The 19144-nt window shown below is 74.1% G+C and carries 18 protein-coding genes and 1 tRNA gene; 7 read left to right on the top strand and 12 right to left on the bottom strand.

Annotated elements, in window-relative coordinates; all coding sequences use genetic code 11:
• Window positions 1-4: 4 nt before the first annotated feature.
• On the bottom strand, window positions 5-1402 hold the full coding sequence (locus PIR53_19455; protein ID WZH52178.1) for a rhodanese-like domain-containing protein: 1398 nt from the start codon (window positions 1400-1402) through the stop codon (window positions 5-7).
• Window positions 1399-1713, bottom strand: a complete 315-nt coding sequence (locus PIR53_19450) for a rhodanese-like domain-containing protein (protein WZH52177.1) — start codon at window positions 1711-1713, stop codon at window positions 1399-1401. The genes PIR53_19455 and PIR53_19450 overlap by 4 nt, the downstream gene beginning before the upstream one ends.
• A gap of 157 nt (window positions 1714-1870) precedes the next feature.
• Between PIR53_19450 and PIR53_19445 the strand changes: the two genes are divergently transcribed.
• Window positions 1871-2131 carry a metal-sensitive transcriptional regulator gene (locus PIR53_19445; protein ID WZH52176.1) on the top strand — a complete coding sequence of 87 codons (261 nt, stop codon included), beginning with the start codon at window positions 1871-1873 and terminating at the stop codon, window positions 2129-2131.
• A 30-nt stretch (window positions 2132-2161) separates the two neighbouring features.
• Here PIR53_19445 and PIR53_19440 read toward each other — a convergent pair whose 3' ends face one another.
• The 3 genes from PIR53_19440 to PIR53_19430 form a co-directional block, all read right to left on the bottom strand.
• Window positions 2162-3823 carry an endo-1,4-beta-xylanase gene (locus PIR53_19440; protein WZH52175.1) on the bottom strand — a complete coding sequence of 554 codons (1662 nt, stop codon included), beginning with the start codon at window positions 3821-3823 and terminating at the stop codon, window positions 2162-2164.
• Window positions 3824-3975: 152 nt separating this feature from the next.
• Window positions 3976-5064, bottom strand: a complete 1089-nt coding sequence (locus PIR53_19435; GenBank protein WZH52174.1) for a HAMP domain-containing sensor histidine kinase — start codon at window positions 5062-5064, stop codon at window positions 3976-3978.
• Between the two features lie 8 nt (window positions 5065-5072).
• Window positions 5073-5735, bottom strand: coding sequence for a response regulator transcription factor (locus PIR53_19430; protein ID WZH52173.1), 663 nt, complete (start codon window positions 5733-5735; stop codon window positions 5073-5075).
• 88 nt (window positions 5736-5823) lie between these two features.
• Here PIR53_19430 and PIR53_19425 point away from each other — a divergent pair, with 88 nt between their 5' ends.
• Window positions 5824-6459, top strand: a complete 636-nt coding sequence (locus PIR53_19425) for a M15 family metallopeptidase (GenBank protein ID WZH52172.1) — start codon at window positions 5824-5826, stop codon at window positions 6457-6459.
• 16 nt (window positions 6460-6475) lie between these two features.
• On the opposite strand, the gene PIR53_19420 is transcribed toward PIR53_19425, so the two are convergent.
• Window positions 6476-6548: transfer RNA gene (locus PIR53_19420), tRNA-Arg, on the bottom strand.
• 312 nt (window positions 6549-6860) lie between these two features.
• On the opposite strand from PIR53_19420, the gene PIR53_19415 reads away from it, so the two are divergent.
• Window positions 6861-8288 (top strand): DUF222 domain-containing protein, encoded by a 1428-nt coding sequence (locus PIR53_19415; GenBank protein ID WZH52171.1) that lies wholly within the window; start codon window positions 6861-6863, stop codon window positions 8286-8288.
• A 103-nt stretch (window positions 8289-8391) separates the two neighbouring features.
• Here the strand turns inward: PIR53_19415 and PIR53_19410 are convergent, their stop codons facing one another.
• Window positions 8392-9234 carry an AraC family transcriptional regulator gene (locus PIR53_19410; GenBank protein ID WZH52170.1) on the bottom strand — a complete coding sequence of 281 codons (843 nt, stop codon included), beginning with the start codon at window positions 9232-9234 and terminating at the stop codon, window positions 8392-8394.
• Between the two features lie 118 nt (window positions 9235-9352).
• Between PIR53_19410 and PIR53_19405 the strand changes: the two genes are divergently transcribed.
• The 3 genes from PIR53_19405 (at window position 9353) to PIR53_19395 (ending at window position 12310) form a co-directional block, all read left to right on the top strand.
• The gene (locus PIR53_19405; GenBank protein WZH52169.1) at window positions 9353-10417 is read left to right on the top strand and encodes an ABC transporter substrate-binding protein; all 1065 of its coding nucleotides are present in this window, start codon (window positions 9353-9355) and stop codon (window positions 10415-10417) included.
• Between the two features lie 100 nt (window positions 10418-10517).
• Window positions 10518-11081 carry a carboxymuconolactone decarboxylase family protein gene (locus PIR53_19400; GenBank protein ID WZH52168.1) on the top strand — a complete coding sequence of 188 codons (564 nt, stop codon included), beginning with the start codon at window positions 10518-10520 and terminating at the stop codon, window positions 11079-11081.
• Window positions 11082-11131: 50 nt separating this feature from the next.
• A complete protein-coding gene (locus tag PIR53_19395) occupies window positions 11132-12310 on the top strand; it encodes an ABC transporter substrate-binding protein (protein WZH52167.1) in 1179 nt (392 codons plus the stop codon).
• Here the strand turns inward: PIR53_19395 and PIR53_19390 are convergent.
• Window positions 12289-13008 carry a hypothetical protein gene (locus PIR53_19390; protein WZH52166.1) on the bottom strand — a complete coding sequence of 240 codons (720 nt, stop codon included), beginning with the start codon at window positions 13006-13008 and terminating at the stop codon, window positions 12289-12291. The two genes, PIR53_19395 and PIR53_19390, sit on opposite strands and share 22 nt — an antisense overlap.
• A complete protein-coding gene (locus tag PIR53_19385; protein ID WZH52165.1) occupies window positions 12998-13360 on the bottom strand; it encodes a PadR family transcriptional regulator in 363 nt (120 codons plus the stop codon). The genes PIR53_19390 and PIR53_19385 overlap by 11 nt, the downstream gene beginning before the upstream one ends.
• 55 nt (window positions 13361-13415) lie before the next feature.
• Here PIR53_19385 and PIR53_19380 point away from each other — a divergent pair, with 55 nt between their 5' ends.
• On the top strand, window positions 13416-14063 hold the full coding sequence (locus tag PIR53_19380) for a potassium channel family protein (protein WZH52164.1): 648 nt from the start codon (window positions 13416-13418) through the stop codon (window positions 14061-14063).
• A gap of 21 nt (window positions 14064-14084) precedes the next feature.
• On the opposite strand, the gene PIR53_19375 is transcribed toward PIR53_19380, so the two are convergent.
• From PIR53_19375 to PIR53_19365, 3 genes are all read right to left on the bottom strand, one after another.
• Window positions 14085-14873: an SDR family oxidoreductase gene (locus tag PIR53_19375; protein WZH52163.1), complete on the bottom strand. Its 789-nt coding sequence runs from the start codon at window positions 14871-14873 to the stop codon at window positions 14085-14087.
• 75 nt (window positions 14874-14948) lie between these two features.
• On the bottom strand, window positions 14949-15992 hold the full coding sequence (locus PIR53_19370) for a hypothetical protein (protein ID WZH52162.1): 1044 nt from the start codon (window positions 15990-15992) through the stop codon (window positions 14949-14951).
• A 60-nt stretch (window positions 15993-16052) separates the two neighbouring features.
• Window positions 16053-19127: a glycosyl hydrolase gene (locus PIR53_19365; GenBank protein ID WZH52161.1), complete on the bottom strand. Its 3075-nt coding sequence runs from the start codon at window positions 19125-19127 to the stop codon at window positions 16053-16055.
• Window positions 19128-19144 lie beyond the last annotated feature (17 nt).

Genomic DNA, 19144 nt, shown 5'->3' with positions numbered 1-19144 from the left:
GGGGTCAGGCGGTGAGGGGCAGGTCGGTCGCGGCCGCCGCGTCGAACCCGTCGTCGACGGCGACGACGCGCCGACCGGCGGCCTGGAGGATCGAGGCGGCGGCGGCGGCGCGGTAACCGCCCGCGCAGTGCACCCAGACCTCGCGGCCGCAGGGCACCTCGTCGAGCCGCTCGCGCAGCTCGGGGAGCGGCACGTGAAGCGACCCGCGCACGTGACCGGCGGCCCGCTCCTCGGCGCGGCGCACGTCCAGCACGGTGACGCCACCGTCCAGCGCGTCGGCCAGGTCGGCGAACGTCGCCGTGCGGTACGACGCGGTCGCGCCAGCGCCGGTGACGACGTCGCCCGCGGCGTACCGAGCCGGACGGTCGATGCCGATCCGCACCAGCTCGCGCTGGGCCAGCGCGACCTGCTCGGGCGATGCGCCCAGCAGGGTGACGGGCGCGTCGGGGGGCAGGAGCCAGCCGAGGTAGGTCGCGAGCGGGCCGTCGACGCCGAAGCCGACGACGCCGGGGAGGTGGCCGCGCGCGAAGGCCGTGCGCTCGCGCAGGTCGATCACCCACTCACCCGCGGCGACGGCGCGCGCGACGTCGGCGGCGTCGGCGAGCGGGGGCAGTGAGAGGTCCGGCGCCTCCACACCGGCCCGGTTCCGCGGGGCCATGCGGGCGTAGTACGCCGGCCAGGACCCGAGCCCCGCGAGGAGCTCGCGGGCGTAGGTCTCGAGGTCGGAGGTGAGCACGGGGTTCGTGCGGCGCTCGACCTCGAGCGTCGAGCTGTCCGCGCTGCTTTGCGTCGCCGAGCAGAACGAGCCGAAGCCGTGGGTCGGGTAGAGCCGGGTGTGCGCGGGGAGCTCGCGCACCAGGCGCGCCGCCGAGGCGTGCTGGTGACGCACCAGGGCATCGGTGTGCTCGGCACCCAGGAGGTCGGGGCGGCCGGTCGCGCCGTACAGCAGCGAGCCCCCGGAGAAGAGCGCCGGCGCGGGGGTGCCCGCGGATCCGGCATCGGCCAGGTCCTCGACGACGTAGGAAAGGTGGGTGAAGGTGTGGCCCGGCGTGGCGAGCGCCCGCAAGCGCATCCGGTCGCCGACGAGCACCTCGTCGCCGTCGGCGAGACCGGTGCGCTCGAAGGCGACGTCGTCGGCGCCGTTGAGCAGGTACGTCGCCCCGGTCGCCCGGGCGAGCGCCAGCCCGCCGGTCAGGTAGTCGTTGTGCACGTGGGTCTCGACGACGTGGGTGACCCGCACGCCCTCCGCGTCGAGCACGGCGTGGACCCGGTCGACGTCCCGCTGCGGGTCGACGACGACGGCGACCTCGCCGTCGTGCAGGACGTAGCTGCGGTCACCGAGCGACGGGGTGTCGATCGTGACGACCCGGAGCCCGTCGGTCGGGGGGGCACCGGCGGTCATCGCGCAACCTCGACTGCGTGGCCTGCCCGCCGCCAGGCCGTGGTGCCACCGGCGACGTTGCGCGTGCGGAAGCCCTGGGCCTCGAGCAGCTCGCATGCGACGCGGCTGCGGTTGCCCGACGCGCACACCACGTGCACCACCTGGCTCCGGTCGAGCTCGCCGAGGCGGCCCGCGAGCTGACCCAGCGGCAGGAGGCGGGCGCCGGGCAGGTGCCCGGCGGCGTGCTCGTGCGGCTCGCGCACGTCGACGACCTGCGGCGCGGGGTGGACGGCCAGCGCGGACGCCAGCTCCTGGACGGTCTCCTCGACCACGGCTCTTCTCCTCTCGTCGTGGATACCCCCGGGGGTACCCCACGAGAAGGGAACATAACACCCCCTGGGGTATGTTCCAACCACACCGAGAGAGAGGCCCCGCCATGACCCACACGCTGTCCCCGACCGTCCAGCGGTCCGACGCCGAGACGCTCTGATGCAGCTCGAGCCGGAGTCGATGGCTCCCGTCATCAACCGCATCAAGCGCGCACAGGGTCAGCTGGCCGGGGTGCTGCGCATGCTGGAGGAGGGGCGTGACTGCGAGGACGTCGTCACGCAGCTGGCGGCCGTCTCGAAGGCGCTCGACCGGGCCGGGTTCGCCATCGTGGCGACCGGGCTGCAGCAGTGCATCGCCGCCGACGGCGCCGACAGCCTCGACGTGAAGAAGATGGAGAAGCTCTTCCTGTCGCTGGCGTGAAGCCGCGGCCGGAGCCGGTCCTGCCGGAGCTCAGCTCCCGAGCACGGCCTGCGCCGCGTCGTACGCGAGGGTCGGCTCGCCGTCGTCGAACAGCAGGTCGTGGCCCTGCTGGAGGCCGTCGTCGTCGACGTACCAGTCGTAGCGGTCGTCCACGCCCCAGGTCGTCCAGGAGACGCAGACCTCCGAGCGCAGGCAGGTGGCCAGGACGGTGGCGTACTGCTCCGCCTGCGCCTCCGCGCCCTCGGCGTCCGTGACGTCCAGCTCGGAGATGCGGGCGACGAGCCCGGCCTCCGCGACGGCGGCCAGGGTGGTCGCGAGGTCGTCGGCGGAGATGGCGTCGGTGCCGAGGTCGTAGACGTGGGACTGCAGACCCACGCCGTCGATGTGGCCGCCCTGCTCGTTCGTGGTCACCGCGAGCCGGATCAGGGCGTCCTGCCGCGGACCGGGCACGTCGGCGCCGTTCTCGTTGACGAACTGCCGCACGTCGGGGTCCGCGTCGTGGACCGCCTGCGAGACGACGACCGGGTAGTCCGGTCCGAGGACGCGGTACCAGACGTTCTCCTGCAGCGCGGTGCCCTGGTCGACGTCGAACGGCTCGTTGACGACGTCGAGCGAGGCGAGCCGGCCGCGGAAGTGCGTCACGACGGTCGTCACGTAGTCGAGCAGGGCCTCCGCGCTGGCCGCGCGTTCCTCGGCGGTGTCGGCGGGCAGCTCGCGCATCCAGGCGGGCATCGCCTCGGTGAACGCGATGGTGTGGCCGTGCACGGCGATGCCCTTGCTCTCCGCCAGGTCGAGGAGGGCGTCGGCCTCCTCGAAGGTGTACACCCCCGGGCGCGGCGACAGGGCCTGCGGCTTCATCGCGTTCTCGGGCGTGAGCGCACCGAAGTTGCCGACGAAGCTCCCGGCGTAGTCCTCGTCCGCGGCGAGCGGCCCGAGGGCCACCGCGGCGCCGACGAGGAAGTCGGGACGGATGCGGGCGGCACCGGCCTGCAGGCCGTCGGGGTACGGCGCGGCGTCGACCGCGACCGGGCCGGCGGTCGCGAGGGACGCACCCTCCGGCGCGGTGGCGGTGAGCGCGTCGACCGAGAAGGTGCCCTCGTCGCTCGACAACCCCAGCCAGAGCTCGCCGGATCCGAAGACGTCGCCGAACGGCAGCGAGGCCACGGTCTCGCCGTCGCTCGCCACCTCCAGCCGGTCGCCGGAGCGGGTGACCGAGAGCTCCGCCTCGGGGTCGGCGAGCGTCACCTGCTCGTCGTGCACGGGCTCGGGGTCGGTCACGTCGTCGGGGTCCGCGCCGTCGAAGACCGTGATGCGGAGGTCGTCGTCACGGAGCGTGAGCCGCAGGCCCGCGGGCTCGATGCGGAACTCGTCGGCGATCACCGGCGGGCTGTCGTAGACCGCCCAGGTGGCGTCGGCGGTCACGTCCGCGAAGGACGCGTCGAGGGTGAAGTCGTCCGGGGCCAGGAGGTGCGTGCCCGCCAGGTTGAGCGGCGGGTTCGGCTGCCCGCCGCTGCCGTCCTGCTCGACGATGCGCCACCCCGTGGTCGCGACCTCCAGGCCGTCGTCGGTCGCGACGATCCCCGGCACGTGCTGCCAGTCTTGCTGCAGCAGGTCGATGACGGTGGCGCGGTCGGGCGTCTCGTCGGTCGCGGTGCAGCCCGCCGCGGCGATCAGGAGGCCGACGGCCGCCACGCAGCCGGACCGTCTCCGGGGATCCCTCACGTCCGACCCTTCCGTGGTGCGCCTTCGTGGTGCGCCTTCGTGGTGCGCCTTCGTGGTGCGCCTTCGTGGTGCGACCGACGTGCGCATCATGCCGGGGCCGCGGCCCGCCGCGAGTCGCGGCCTCAGCGCACCGCTTTCCGCTGCGCTGGGGCCACGACGTCGACGCGCACGTGCAGCCCACCGCCCTCTCGGGCAGCGAGCACGAGCTCGGCGCCGTGGAGCCGCGCCACGGAGGCCACGATGGCGAGACCCAGACCGGTGCCGACGGCGCGGACGCGGCCGGCGCCGCGCACGAACGGCTCCGTCAAGGTCGCCACTACCGCGGGCTCGAGCACCGGCCCCGTGTTGAGCACCTCGAGCCGGGCGCCGTCGGCGGTGGCCGCGGTGCGGACGATGACGGAGCCCCCGTCCACGTTGTGTCGGTGGGCGTTCTCGACGAGGTTGCCCACGAGGTGCTCCAGCAGGGCCGGTACGCCGAGCACCGGCGCCGGCAGCAACGACAGCGAGAGGTGCACGACGGGCAGCCCGTCCGGGAGGCGGCGCAGCGTCGTGCGCACCAGGTCCGCGAGGTCGCAGGGCTCGCGGACGGGAGCGACCTGGTCGGCCCGGGCCAGCACGAGGAGCGCGTCGAGGGTCGCGATCGACCGCTCGTTGAGCTCCGTCAGCCGGCTGATGAGGCGGTCCACGTCGCGGTCGGGGTCCCGGGCGGCGACCTCGAGCATCGTGCGAGCGGCCGCGTGCGGGGTGCGCAGCTCGTGGGAGGCGTTGGCGGCGAACCTCCGCTGCTCGTCGAACGACCGCTCGAGCCCGGCCAGCATGTCGTCGAAGACGTCGGCGAGCCGACGCAGCTCGTCGTCGGGACCGGCGAGCGCGACGCGGTGCGACAGCGAACCCCCGGCCGCCGCCGACGCCGCCGCCGTCACGGCCGAGAGCGGCCGCAGCATCCAGCCGGCGAGGAGCCAGCCGCCGACGAGCCCGACGGCGAGGAGCACGACGGTCGCGACCACGACCACGGGGTACGCCGCGGTGCTGAGGTCCGACCGGCGCGGTGCGAAGCCGCCGTCGGCGGTCACCAGGGCCGTGTCGGGCACGTAGTGCAGGACGAACTCGAGCACGACGACGAAGGCGGCCCACGCCGCCATGAGGAACGCGACGTAGGACAGCGTCAGCTTGAGGCGCACGCTGAGGCCGCGGCGCCGGACGGGGTTCACGGCGTCCTTCACGAGGGCCCGAACCGGTAACCCACACCGGTCACGGTCTGCACCAGCCACGGTCGTCCCAGCCGCTTGCGCAGCGAGGAGATGGTGATGCGGACGGCGTTGGTGAACGGGTCGGCGTTCTCGTCCCACGCGCGGGCGAGCAGGTCCTCGGCGGAGACCACCCCGCCCTCGGCCGCCACCAGCTCAGCCAGGACCGCGAACTGCTTGCGGGTCAGCGGGACGTACCGCCCGTCGCGGTGGACCTCCCGGCGGAACGGGTCGAGACGGAGCCCGTGGGCCTCGACCACGGGCGGCGCGGGGCGTCCGGACCGCCGCGCGAGGGCGCGCAGGCGCAGCACCAGCTCGCGCAGCTCGAACGGCTTCGTCAGGTAGTCGTCGGCGCCGAGACCGAACCCCGACGCCTTGTCGTCGAGGCCGGCAGCCGCGGTCAGCATCAGGATCCGCGTCGCGGGGTGCGACGCGACCAGGCGGCGCGCCACCTCGTCCCCGTGCACCACCGGCAGGTCCCGGTCGAGCACGACCGCGTCGTACGCGTTCAGGTCCGCCAGGTCGAGCGCCGCCTGCCCGTCGCCGGCCACGTCGGCCGCGATCGCCTCGAGGCGGAGTCCGTCGCGGATCGCGTCCGCGAGGTAGGGCTCGTCCTCGACCACCAGTACGCGCATGACCAGCCATGCTAGGCACCCGGACGTCTCGTCGGCGTATGCGAAAACCGAGACGCCCCCGCGACGCGCCGCGCCCTGGACTGGGGCCATGAACCGATCTCCTCGCGTCCCCGGCCCCCCTGCCCTGCTCGTCGCGCTCGCCGTCCTCGCGCTGCTCGCCGCCGCGACCCTCGTGACGGGCGCCGTCCTCGGCGGCGGCACGGACCCGCTGCGCGAGGCCGTCCGCGCCGTGACGACCTCGACCGGCGGAGGTGGGGCCGCGGGGAGTGTCGCGGGTGGCGCCCCGGGCGAGGAGGACGGCCGCATCGGCGACCGGGTGGTGACCATCGACGACGACGTCCCGGCGGTCACCCGGCTCGACCCCGAGCTGCGCGCCGCGGTGCGCGCGGCCACCCGCGCCGCGGAGGCCGACGGGATCGCGGTGCGACTGACGAGCGGGTGGCGGAGCGAGCTCTACCAGCAGAGCCTGCTCGACGAGGCCATCGCGACCCACGGCTCCCGCGAGGAGGCCAGCCGGTGGGTCGCCACGCCCGCGACCTCCGCCCACGTCACGGGCGACGCCGTGGACGTCGGGCCGACGGACGCGGCGTACTGGTTCTCCCGGTACGGCGCGGAGTTCGGCTTGTGCCAGGTGTTCGCCAACGAGATCTGGCACTACGAGCTGCGCGACACGTCCGACGGGACGTGCCCGCCACCGTTGACGGACGGCGCCGCGGTGGGGTGAGGGTGCTGCTCGTCGGTGCCCCAGGCAAGAGTCGAACTTGCGACCTTTCGCTTAGGAGGCGGCTGCTCTATCCACTGAGCTACTGGGGCGTGCGCCATATCTTGCCACCCGGCCCCGGGGCGGCCGCACGGGTGCACGGGTCTCGCGTCGAGTTGGGTTGTTCGGCGCGGCAGGTGCGTCGAGTTGGGTCGAACGGCTGCGGCGTACGCGTCGAGTTTGGTCGAACGGCGGCGGCGCCCGGTTGTCCACAGCTCGTACGGCGGCTTGTCCGGTGTGGTTCAAAACTGTCAGTGGGCTCGGGTTGAGTGGTCGCCATGACGGGGGTCGGCTCATCTGGCGACGCCGGTGGCTTCGGGCCACCGGTGCCGGAGCCCCCTGCCGAGTTCCTGGTCGACGAGCCGGTGCCGGACTGGTTGGAGCACGCGTTCACCACCGGGGAATGGCCCGTCGAGGCGACGCGCGGGTGTCGGATCGTGCGGCGCGGCGAGAGCCAGTACGACGCGCCCGAACCCGCCGCAGAGCCGGAGCCTGGGTGGGCAGTGCCCGGTGTCGCCTCGAGTCCCGGTGCCGGTCCGGGTGCGGTCGATGTGGGGCATCCGGTCTTGGAGGCGATCCGGGTGGCCACGGCCGTGCTCGCGGACGACGGGCGGTCCGGGCTGAGCTGGCTGAGCGCACCGCAGACCGGGATCGCGCTGGTCGATGCCCGCCGGCTCGTCGCTCGCGTGTCGGCGCTGGTCGCGGTGTTGGTGCAGCACGCCGAGGAGGTCGAGCTCCACCGGCAGAACGGTGCGTCGACCGCTGCGGTGTGGTTGGCCAACGCCGGTGCTCTCACACGTCGCGATGCCTATCGGTTCGCGAGGATCGGTGACGCTCTGACTGGTCGGTGCGAGACGCATCTGGCGCCCGCGTGCGAGGCCGGGACGGTGGACACCGAACAGGCGGACGTCATCGTCAGGGCGCTCGACGCACTACCCGAGGAACTACCGGCCGAGCTACGGCTGCAGGCCGAGGAGACGCTGGTCGGGTTCGCCTCTGACCACGACGCGAAGGCCCTGCGAGCCCTCGGGAAGAGGATCCTCACGGTCATCGCCCCCGAGGTCGGCGAAGCCCACGAGGCCGCGCTGCTCGAACGGGAGGAACGCGAGGCCCGCGCGGCCTCCCGGCTCAGCATGGTCTCCGACGGCCACGGCAAGATCCACGGACGGTTCACGCTGCCCGAGCTCCACGGCGCCATGCTCCGCAAAGCCCTCGACGCCTACGCCGCCCCCCAGCACCTCAACACCAACGCCGACCCCGACCAGCGATTCATCGCCGGCCGTCCGACGCCGGAGCGCTACGGACGGGCCTTCCAGCAGCTGCTGGAGATGCTCGACCAGAAAGACCTCCCGGCTACGGGCGGGATGGGTGCGACCGTCGTCGTGACGATGACCCTGGAGTCGCTCCTCGGCGGACTCGCATCGGCCTCCCTCGACACCGGCGGCCAGATCAGCGCCGGCGAAGCCCGACGCCTCGCCTGCGAAGCCGGCATCATCCCCGCCGTCCTCGGCACCAGATCCGAACTCCTCGACCTCGGCCGCACCGCCCGCTTCCACACCAGAGCCATGCGCACCGCCATGGCCATCCGCGACCAAGGCTGCATCGCCGAAGGCTGCACGAGACCGCCCCACCAGACCCACGCCCACCACCTCACGCCATGGTCAGAAGGCGGCCACACCAACGTCCAGGACGGCTGCCTCCTCTGCGACCAGCACCACCAGCAGATCCACGACCCGCTCTACCTCGTCGAACGACTCGGCACCGGCAAGCTCCGCTTCACCCGCCGCGAGTGACGGACACCGCGAGTGACGGACGCCGCGAGTGAGCCGGCCCGAGCCAGCCCCACGAGCCACGGAACATCCGACCCACCGGGCGCACCGGATGTTCCGCAGCCACCTACCCGACGTCCGCCGAGCGCGCGTCCGCGGCGTACCTCCGCGGGGTGCGGCCGTAGACCTCCGCGAAGCTGGCGATGAACGCGCTGGGCGACGCGTAGCCGACGCGTTCGGCGACGTCGGTGACGGTGTGTCCGTCGACGAGCAGACCGGCCGCTGCCTGCAGGCGACGGCGGAGCCGCCACTGGCGGAAGGTGAGGCCGGTGCCGGCGACGAACGCTCGTGCGAGCGTCTTCTCGCTGACGTGCAGCGCGGCGGCCCAGTCCCCGAGGCTCCGCGCGTCGGCCGGGTCGTCGAGGAGCGCGACCGCGACGCGACGGGCTCGCGGGTCGGCGGGGAGGGTGACCACGTCGTGGCGCAGCGGGGCGTCGGCGAGCACGTCGAGGAGGAGGCGATACGCCAACCCTCGCCGCTCGGGCGAGCGCGGCGCCTCCGCCGCGTGCCGCAGCAGCGTGGCGGCCAGGGGCTCCACCGCGAGGACGGCGGGACGGTCCCAGCGGTCGCCCGCCGCGGGGCGCAGGACGGGGTCGGCGTAGACATCGACCAGCGTGCCGGTGCGGCTAATCGTCATCTCGTGCAGCGACCCGGCGGGGATCCAGGCCACGTGGTCGGCGCCGAGCTCCCACGTGGTGCCGCCGACGGTGAGCCGCATGGCGCCGGCCACCATCCAGGCTAGCTGGTCGGTCGCGTGGAGGTGGGAGTCGTAGCGTGTGCCCGCGGCGATGTCGAACCACTCGGTGGTGATCGCCGGGGCCGGGACACGTGCGATCGTCCGCTCGCCGACAACGGCTTCGCGGCTCCGCGCCGCGGCGTACGCGGGGTCGCGCTCGACGGACAGGGTCATGACTGCTCACCTCGACTGGTGTCCGTCCACGACGATCGCGACGGAGGTTAGGTGAGGCTACCCTCCACAGCGCCGCGCCGTCGCGCCCGATCCGACGGCCCCACACCCGAGGACCACCGTGACCCTGCTCCCCCGCTCGCGCCACCGCGCCCCGCGCGCCCTCGCCGCGTCCGTCACCGCCGCGCTCGCCCTGTCCACCCTCGTCGCCTGCGGCGGGAGCGCCGCCGAGGACCGCGCCGAGGAGAACCCGCACTACACGACCGAGCCGTCGGACTCGTTCCCGGTGACCGTCGAGCACGAGTACGGCGAGACCACCATCGAGTCCGAGCCGCAGCGCATCGTGAGCGTCGGCCTGACCGAGCAGGACGTGCTGCTCGAGCTGGGCGTGACGCCGATCGCGACGACGGAGTGGTACGGCGAGCAGGAGTTCGCCGTCTGGCCCTGGGCCACCGACCTCCTGAACGGCGCCGAGCCCGAGGTGCTGAGCGCCGCCGACGGCTTCCAGTTCGAGCGGATCGCCGAGCTCGAGCCCGACCTCATCATCGGCACCAACGCCGGCATGACCGAGGACGCCTACGACCGGCTCTCCGAGATCGCGCCGACCGTCACCGCCACCGACGGGTCCGAGGGCTACGCCTCGCCGTGGCGCGACCAGACCCGCCAGATCGCCGCGGCAGTCGGCCGCTCCGCCGAGGGCGAGCAGCTCATCGCGGGGGTCGAGGAGGCGTACGCCGCGGTGGCCGCCGAGCACCCGGAGTTCGCCGGGAAGACGGCGACCTTCGCGCAGGGCGTCATCTGGGAGGGCGTCATCTACGTCTACCCCGACGGCGTCAACACCGACTTCCTCACCGACCTGGGGTTCACGATCACGCCCGGCCTGGAGGAGCACGCGCCGGGCGCCGGCCAGCAGGCGCAGATCTCGGCCGAGAACGTGGGGATGCTCGACGCCGACGTCGTGCTCTTCGCCACCGAGTCCCCGGAGGGGGTCGACGAGGTGCTCTCCTTCGGGACGATGGCGACCCTGCCCGCCGTGCAGGAGGGCCGCGCCATCTACAGCGACGCCGTGCTCTCCGGCGCGATCTACTTCCTCACCCCGCTGAGCCAGAAGTACGTGCTCGAGCACCTCGAGCCGCGCCTCGTCGACGCCCTCGCGGGCGAGTCCCCGCAGGACGTTGAGGGCTGAGCGCCCACGCACGGGCACGGCAGGGCGGGGCGGGGCGCGCACGGGGGTGCGCCCCGCCCCGCCGTTGCGTCCAACGCAAACCTGACTACCATAATCAGGGATGAGTCGAATTCCTCCCGCTCCCGCCGCCCAGTCCGCCCCGCTCGTCGGCGCCGATGCGCCGCTCCGCCAGCGGGTCTACGCGCAGGCGCCCGCGATCGCCGGGCCGTACCTGCAGTTCATGAAGGCGCTCCGCGACAACAGCGTGCTGCCCCGCCGCCTGGTCGAGCTCGTGCGGCTGCGCGTCTCGTTCCACAACCAGTGCCGCAGCTGCATGGCGATCCGGTACGCCGACGGGCTCGACGACGGCGTGACCGAGGACCTCGTCTGCTCGCTGGAGAAGCCCGACGAGGCGCCTGACCTCTCCCCGGCCGAGAAGGCCGCCCTGGCCTACGCGGACCTCGCGGCCACCGACCACCTCGCCATCACCGACGCGACCTTCGCCCGCCTCGCCGAGCACTTCACGCCGGAGGAGCAGATGGACCTCTGCTTCCAGGTCGCGACCTTCGTCGGCTACGGCCGGATGGGCTCCGCCCTCGCGATGACCGACGACCTCCCCGACGAGTACGCCGCACCCGATGCCGTGCTCGCCCCCTGGCGGCAGACGCCGCAGTCGGTGGTCTGAGCACCCCGACACCGCCCCAGCAGGACCGCACCCCCAGAGGAAGGACCCTCGTGCGACGTACTCGGACGTCCCGCACCACCACCACGGCCGCAACCGCGGCACTGCTCCTCGCCACCGCCGCGTGCAGCAGCGTCTACAGCGGCGGGCCGGCACCGACCGACGGGCTGCCCGACACCGTCCAGGTCGTGTCGCTGAACCCGACCACCGGCGTCGTGGCGTTCGTCGGGGACTCGGCCAACAAGGGCTACCAGCTCGCCGTCGACCAGATCAACGCCGAGGACTTCCTCGAGGGCACCCGCATCGAGCTCGACCTCGTCGACACGAAGTCCGAGCCCCAGACGGCCGCGCGGGAGATGACGAAGGTGACCGTGGGCGGCGACGTCTCCGCGGTCTTCGGGTCCGTCTCCAGCAACGAGGCGCTCGCGATGTCGCCGCTGGCGGAGCGCTCCGAGCTGCCGGTGATCTACACGCAGGCCGGCAGCGACGGCGTGCTCAACAGCGACTACACGTGGCGGGCGACGCCACTGATGCGCGAGTACTACCCGGCGCTGAGCCGGTACATCGGGGAGACCGGCGCCCGCTCGATCGGCATCCTCTACAGCGAGGCGAACCCGACGGTGCAGGACATCGGCACCAACACGCTGCCCGCCATGGCCGAGGAGCTCGGCATCGAGGTCACGGGGAGCGTGGGCACCCAGGCCACCACGCAGGACTTCTCCGCCCCCATCAACCAGGTGCTCGCGGGCGACCCCGACCTCGTGGCCGTGCTCCTCGTCGGCGCCGCCAACCCCACCGCGATGACGCAGCTGCGCCAGGCGGGCTACGACGGGCCCGTGCTCGGCAACGCCGGCGCCTCCGGCGGCAGCCTCGACCCGGCGGGCGAGGACGGCGTGGGCATGGTGTGGGCCAGCAACTTCCACCACCAGATGGAGGCGGCGTCGTCGCAGGCGTTCGTCGCGGCGTACCGGGAGGAGTACGGCGAGGATCCCCTCGCCTACGCCGCCGAGGCGTACGACGCGGCCTGGTTCCTCGCTCGCGCGCTCAAGGAGGCCGGGTCGGCCGACCGGATCTCTGTCAAGGACGGCATGCTGGCCGTCGCCGACCAACCCGTCGACGGCGCGCTCGGGGAGCAGATCAGCTGGACCGACCGCCAGATCGTGACCCCGGGCGTCGTCGTGGAGTACTCGCCCGACGGCGAGGCGCTGGTCTACGAGGCGTCCGCGGGCTGAGCACCGCCGCGCGCCCGCACCACGGCCAGGCGCGCCAGCAGCACGAGGTAGGCGAGCCCGACGACGACGAACGGGATCCCGATCACGAGCGCGAGGAGGCTGCCGTCGCCGTCAGCCGTGGTGCACACCGTCTGGGTGCCGGTGGCGTCCGAGGTCGTCGCGCAGGTCTCGCTGCCGCCCGCGAAGAACCCCAGCGCGGCGGCGCACACGAAGCCCGGCGCCGGCACGAAGAGGGTGCCGAGGAACTGCTCGCCCGTCCGCCACAGCGGCGAGGCCCAGATGCCCACCCAGCCGAGGACGACGACCGCGATCGGCACGACCGGCGGCGTCACGAGCCCGAGCAGGAACGACCCCAGCACGACCAGACCCAGCGCCACCAGCGCCGGCCAGGCCCGCCGGCGTCGCACCGGGACGACCGCACCCGGCGACGTCGGCGGAGCCGACACGTACGGCGCGGGCGGCGTCGGCTGGTCACGCGCGGCCTCCGCAGCGATCGCCTGCGGATCACCCAACCCGGCGAGGAGCGTGGCGACCTCCTCCCCCTCGGCCCGCGCGGCCTCGACGTGCTCGCGCAGGTCGCTGACGATCTCGCTCCGGTCCACGACGCCGCGCGCGGCGAGCGCCGCGTCGACCTCACCCAGGTAGCGGCGCACCCGCTCGTCCGCCGTCAACCCCGTCGACTTCTCCTCACCGCTCATCGCGGCCCCTCCCCTCGTCACGTGCCTCACCCAGCGCGCCGTCCACCGCATCGCGGAACGGCACCCAGGCCGCCTCGAACGCCCGCAACGCCGCCTCGCCGTCCCCGGTGAGCCGGTAGTAGCGCCGCGGCGGACCCTCGGTCGACTCCTGCCACGACGTGGCGACGAGACCGCCCTTCCGCAACCGGGACAGCAGGGGATAGAGAGTCCCCGTCCCGGCCAGGAGCGTGCCTTCGAGCTCTCGGGCGATGTCCAGCCCGTAGCGCTCGCCCCTCCGCAGCGCGGCCAGCACGCAGTGGTCCACCACTCCCCGACGGAGATTGGCGAGGACCTGCGCTTCGCTAGGTACCATGCGACGCATGCTACCTGTTCACGCCGGGGCGTGGAACTGCCTCTAGGGTGCCGCCGTGGACGAGGCACGGGTCGACGCATGGGAGCGACGGGTCGAGGTGCCCCTGCTCGGCCTGGCGCTCGCCTTCGTGGTCGCCTGGGCCTGGCCCGTGCTCGACCCCCGGCTCGATCCCGACGTGCGCACGTTCCTCCGCACCGTCTCGTGGACGGTGTGGGGCGCCTTCGCGGTGGACTTCGCGATCCGGATGACGCTCGCGCACGACCGCCGCCGCTACGCCGTCCGGCACTGGTACGACGTCGCGCTCATCCTGCTCCCCCTGCTGCGGCCCCTCCGGGTCCTGCGCGTGCTCGCCTTCATGCGGGTGCTCCAGCGCACGGCCGCGGGCGGGCTCGCGGGCCGCGCGACGACGTACGTGCTGGGCACCGCGCTGATCTCGCTGTTCCTCGGCGCCGTCGCCGTGCTCGACGCGGAGCAGGACGCGCGGGACGCGAACATCCGCACCTTCGGCGACGCACTCTGGTGGGCGACGACGACGGTGACGACGGTGGGCTACGGCGACCGCTTCCCCGTGACGTTCCAGGGCCGCCTGATCGCCGTCGTGCTCATGCTCGTCGGCATCGGGGCGGTCGGCGTCGTCACCGCGGCGCTCGCTGCGTGGCTCGTCTCCCACGTGCGGGAGGAGCAGCGGGGCGCGGGCGGCTGAGGCGACGCCGCCCGTCGGGGCTCAGACCTCCCGCCAGCCCGCGCCCGCCTGGTCGTGGCCGTGCGCGGCCATCAGCCCGAGCCCGCCGTCGACGGTGAAGGTCGAGCCCGTGACGTACGACGAGCGCGGCGACGCCAGGAAGCCCACCAGCGCGGCGACCTCGTTGACGTGGCCGGGGCGGCCGAGGGGGTTGCCGGGCCGCTCCTCGGCGTACGCGTCCTCGGTGTCCTGCCCCGTCATCTCGGTGGCGATCTCGCCGGGCGCGACGGAGTTGACCGTGATCCCGTGCTCGCCGAGCTCCAGCGCGAGCACCTTGGTCAGCGCGCCGAGTCCGGCCTTCGCCGCGCAGTAGGCGGCGGCGCCGAGGCGGGGCAGGTACTCGTGCACGCTCGTGACGTTGACGATCCGGCCGCCCGCGCCCCCGGCCACGAGGTGCCGGGCCGCGGCCTGCGACGTCAGGAACGGGCCGTCGAGGTCGGTGGCGAGCACCTCGCGCCACTTCTCCAGCGTCAGGTCGAGCACGCGCGAGGAGTGGCCGGTGCCGGCCACGTTGACGAGCACGCCGAGGCCGCCGAGCCGGTCGACGAGGTCGTCGACCACGGTCCCGGCGGCGTCCGAGGTGGCGTCGAAGTCGGCCACGAACGCCCGCTGCCCGCGGCGCTCGACCTCCGCGGCGGCGGCCGCCGCCCCCTCGGTGTCGTGGTGGCGGGTGAGGCCGACGTCGAAGCCCTCGGTCGCGAGCAGCTGGGCCACGGCGCGGCCGATGCCGGAGTCGGATCCGGTGACGACGGCGAGGCGGGGGTGGGACACGGGGACCTCCGGCGGGTCGGGTGGGTGGGGTCGGGTGGTCACCACCGGGTACCCAGCCCCCACGCCCCGTGACCGTCAGCGGGGAGCCGCCTCCCAGCGCGGGGCGGCCAGGTCGACGACGGTGTCCGGGGCCGACCCCGCCGGGAGGCGTACGACGCGCCCCGCCGACTCCGGCACCGGGGTGCACCGGTCGGCGCCCGCGCCGCACGTCGCCAGGACGCCCGCACCGGACGGACCAGCCGGGTCGGCGACCACGGCCACCACCGAGCCGTCGGCCAGCCTTTGGAGGGGAAGCCAGCGGGCGGGGTCGACGCCGGCCGGGGCCGGTGCGACGACCTCCCGCCACGGGGCGTCCTCGGGCTCGTCCTCCGGGTCCACCGCCACGATCCGTCCGTCGGTCGGATCGACGGCCCGCAGTCCCTCGGCCGCGTCGACCCAGAAGCGTCCGTCGGCGAACCCGAGCAGCTCGAGCTCCACGTCGGGGTACAGGGCGGCGAAGTCGTCGTTCGACCGGTCACCCATCCCGTCGGTGGAGCGGACGACCTCCTCCCCGGTCTGGGTGTCGACGACGACCGTGGCGGCCTGCGGCGTCCCGTAGCGGTCCTCCTCGCCCGAGGACAGGTCGATGTGCGCGACGTACCGACCGTCGGGCGAGGCGGCGAGCGAATCGACCTCGACGTCCGTGTCGTCGATCTCGCCGGACGCATCCACGAGGTGCAGGGCGTCGTGCGGGCCGAGATCGTCGTCGCCGCGGTCGGTCGACGGCAGGTCGGCGGGCGGCGTCCAGCCGCGCACCCACACCCGGTCACCCCCGACGACGAGGTCCCCCGGCTCGCGCCCGGAGTCGCCCACGGGGATCGTGGTCCCGTTGCCGAGGTGCAGTGCTCCGTCCGCCCACCACGCCGGGCCGTCCACCTCCAGCGGTGTCTCGGCGGCCGGCCATTCCGGCGCACCGCTCGCCCCGCTCCCACTCGTCGGGTCGCCGGACCGGGCACGCCCTTCGTCGCCTCCGGCGCAACCGGCCAGCAGGAGAGCCGGCACCAGCACGGTCACCACAGCCGTGGCCCGGGCCGGGCCGGGTCGCAGGGCGCCGCGACGGCGGGGGTCGGGATCGAGCATGGGATTCCTCCGGGTCCGAGATGACCAGGAGGGATCCCCCCACCGCCGGCGGCGGAAACGTCAGCGCACCTCTGCCTCGACGTACGGCAGGATCCGCACCGGCCCGAGCAGGCCGTAGTTCTGCCGTGTCGCGACGCCGTACACCTCCGGCGTGACCGTCCGAAGCCGGTTGAGCAGCGGGGTGGCGACCTCCACCTCGATCGTGTTCGCGCCGCGCTGGAGCCGTCGGCCCAGGTCGACGGTGGTGCGCAGCGGGTCGCAGGGCGGGAGCGCCTGGCCGTTGACCGTGACGCGGAAGGTGTCCTCGACGGCGCCGAGCTCGAGCAGCGCACCCGTGCCCACGGGCCACTGCTGGCCGAGGTTGACCGACGCGCGGTAGCGGCCGATCCCGGAGACGTCCTCGAACCCGGGGATCTGCGACCACGGCACGAGGGCGGACAGGCGGGTACGGCGCGTGGTGCGCGTGGTCTCGGTGGCGGTGCGGCCCGGGGTCCAGTCCTCGACCTCGAGGTCCCACGTGGTGAGGGTCAGGGGCGCGCGCACCGAGGCCACGGTGGCCGACCGGGTGCGGCCGCCGGCCAGCGTCACCGTGTGGGTGCCCGGCGTCGTGGCCCGCACGACGAGGCGCCGGTCGTCGCCCGCCACGTCCACCGCCGTCGTCGCGACGACGGAGACCGGTCGCTCGGAGGGCGCCGGCGCCGCCAGCACGATGACGCTCGACTGCCCCGGGACGAGGTCGACCCGCACCTTCACCCGCTTGCCCGACCGCTCGTGGAGGGGCACGGGCGCGAGCGTCCCGCTCCAGGTGTCGAGCCGGTAGGGCACCGCGTCGCTGCGGGTGGCCGTCAGCCAGACGTCCTGGGTGACGCGCTCGAGGCGCCGGTTCTCGGCGTGCTTCGCGTTGGCCAGGTAGTAGAGGTCGACACCGCCGCCGTCGGCGAGCACGCGGCGTACCGACATGAGGGTGGACCGGTCGTGGCTCACGTCGGGGGTGACGCCCAGCGCGGTCAGCGCCGCCGGGATGTCGCCCTGCGCGGCCACGGTGCGGGTCGTCGGGAGCGCGGCGACCGCCGCCATCTCCGCGCGGATCTCGGCGATCACCGCGGGGGTCTCGATGCCGACGGGCTCCGCTTGGGTCCAGTCGCCGAGGAGCACGACGCGCAGCCCGGCCTCCGCCAGCGCACGGACCCGCTTCGCCGCCGACAGCTCGATGGAGCAGCGGCCGCCGCGGAACTGGTCGGGGCTGACGACCATGGCCTGGTACGCCGGGCCGTCAGGAGCCAGCCGGCCGTCGCGGACCGTCGCCAGCGGCAGCTCGAGCAGCGCCGGCGTGGCGAACGAGTGGGTCCAGCCGAGCGGGATGCCGTCGTTCGTGGCCCACGGCGCGCCGATCCCGGTGGAGGCCCAGCCCTTCGGGCGCAGGAACACGACGTCGTACTTCGGCACCCCGGTCTGCAGCACCAGCTGCGTGCGGGCGAGGTGGGTGGCGATCCCGGGCATGTGCTTCCAGAGCGGGGTCCGCGGGCCCCACGCCTCGCCGTACCCCACGGCCCCGTTGTAGTACGGCGAGAACGCGGCGAAGCCGGGCCACGTCACCCCGGGCGCCGAGGCGTAGGCGAAGCCGTGCAGCACGGCCATGTTGACGCCCGCCGCGTAGATGCTGTGGAGCGTCTGGAGCGCGCGCTCCCAGGTGGTCGAGTAGGCCGCGCCGTTGTAGCAGGCCGCCTCGCAGGAGAGCACGGTGCGCCCGCCGAGGTCGCGGCCGCCGGCCATGACGCGGTAGTCGTCGAGGTTCTTGAAGCCGAGCGACTCGGTCTCGGGCACGTCGACCACGGCGGAGTGCTCGACGGTGTCGGTCTCCAGGCCGTAGGGCTGCACGCGCAGGCCCATGCCGAGCGTGCGCGCGAACGCCTGGATCGGCCGCAGGTGGTGGTCGCGGTAGAGGTCGGAGAGCGTCTGGTTGACGTCGTCGCGCACCCGGATCGTGGTCGTGGCGTCGAAGGCGAACTGGTAGCGCTCGTGCAGCTCGAGCACGACGGCGAGGTAGGGCCGCAGGTCGTAGCCGCGGCGCTGCTCGAACTCCGCGAGGAAGGCGGGCGTCCAGATCGTCGCGTCCGTCTCGATCTCGAGCGAGTCCTCGAACAGGTACCCGCCGGTCGACCCGAGCAGGCGCCGCAGGTCGCGGTCGAGGATGGTCGACTCCCAGAGGTCGACGACGGCCTGCGCGCCGAGCGGCGAGAAGTGGTCGACGACCCAGCAGCGCGGGTCGGTGTGCGGCCCCGCCTCGGGCTCCTGCCCGGAGCCCCGCTGCCAGTAGGCCAGGAGCACCCAGCTGCCGGTCCCCGCGGGCGCGGTCCACCGGAGGGCGCCGTCGACGACCGCGTCGGTGAGGTCGACGAGCGAGGCCTCGTCGAGGACGGCCTCAGTGCGCGTCGTCCCCTCGGTGACGAGGCGGGCGGCCTGGACGGCGACGAGGGTACGGCGCGTCGCCGCCGCCACCGGCTCGACGAGCGGCTCGGGCAGCGCCGCGTCGTACGTCGCGCCCGCGGTCACCGTCGCCCGCCCGTGGACCAGCTCGGTGCAGGCGCCCTCGTCGTCCGGGGTGAGCGTCGGGACGGCCGCCGGCCACGACGGGCCGACGGTGATGTCGACCCGCACGCCGCGCTTCTCGGCCTCCTTCAGGGCGGCACGGACGCCGGCGACCCAGGAGGGCGTGCCCCAGCCCTGCGTCGCGAGGTCGATCTCGATGTCGCGGGCCCGGAGGCTGTGGGTGACGTCGGCGATCTCGACGGCGCCGAAGCCCGCCGCGGCGATCTGCTGGACCTCGCGGGTGATCTCGGCGGGATCGACGGCGCCGTGGGGCCACCACCAGCGGAAACCGGCGGCCGTCGCGAGCCCGGGGGTCGCGAGACGGCGGGCGAGGTCGCCGGGGAGACCGGGGCGAGCCGTGGCCGGTGCCGCGGCCGCGGCCGTTCCCGCGGCTCCGGTCGCCATCGCCGCCACACCGGCGGACGCGATCGCCGCGGCGAGCAGGCGGCGGCGATCGAGCCGGGGGTCCAGGCGCGGGCCGGTGCGGGGGCCGGTGCGGGGGCCGCGCGGCGCGCCGGCGAAGGCGGTCGTGACGTCGTCGTCCATGGTGTCTCCCGAGATGA

Source organism: Nocardioides alkalitolerans, assembly GCA_038184435.1.
Classification (GTDB): Bacteria; Actinomycetota; Actinomycetes; order Propionibacteriales; family Nocardioidaceae; genus Nocardioides; species Nocardioides alkalitolerans_A.
Note: the sequence above shows the minus strand (reverse complement) of the source record. Positions and strands in the feature narration are given on the sequence as shown.

Excerpts from the sequence above, each read along its gene's own strand:
- PIR53_19430 (WZH52173.1), bottom strand. The coding sequence starts at position 5,735 with ATGCGCGTACTGGTGGTCGAGGACGAGCCCTACCTCGCGGACGCGATC.
- PIR53_19385 (WZH52165.1), bottom strand. The coding sequence starts at position 13,360 with ATGGTACCTAGCGAAGCGCAGGTCCTCGCCAATCTCCGTCGGGGAGTG.
- PIR53_19425 (WZH52172.1), top strand. The coding sequence starts at position 5,824 with ATGAACCGATCTCCTCGCGTCCCCGGCCCCCCTGCCCTGCTCGTCGCG.
- PIR53_19410 (WZH52170.1), bottom strand. The coding sequence starts at position 9,234 with ATGACCCTGTCCGTCGAGCGCGACCCCGCGTACGCCGCGGCGCGGAGC.
- PIR53_19455 (WZH52178.1), bottom strand. The coding sequence starts at position 1,402 with ATGACCGCCGGTGCCCCCCCGACCGACGGGCTCCGGGTCGTCACGATC.
- PIR53_19445 (WZH52176.1), top strand. The coding sequence starts at position 1,871 with ATGCAGCTCGAGCCGGAGTCGATGGCTCCCGTCATCAACCGCATCAAG.
- PIR53_19390 (WZH52166.1), bottom strand. The coding sequence starts at position 13,008 with ATGAGCGGTGAGGAGAAGTCGACGGGGTTGACGGCGGACGAGCGGGTG.
- PIR53_19370 (WZH52162.1), bottom strand. The coding sequence starts at position 15,992 with ATGCTCGATCCCGACCCCCGCCGTCGCGGCGCCCTGCGACCCGGCCCG.
- PIR53_19400 (WZH52168.1), top strand. The coding sequence starts at position 10,518 with ATGAGTCGAATTCCTCCCGCTCCCGCCGCCCAGTCCGCCCCGCTCGTC.
- PIR53_19365 (WZH52161.1), bottom strand. The coding sequence starts at position 19,127 with ATGGACGACGACGTCACGACCGCCTTCGCCGGCGCGCCGCGCGGCCCC.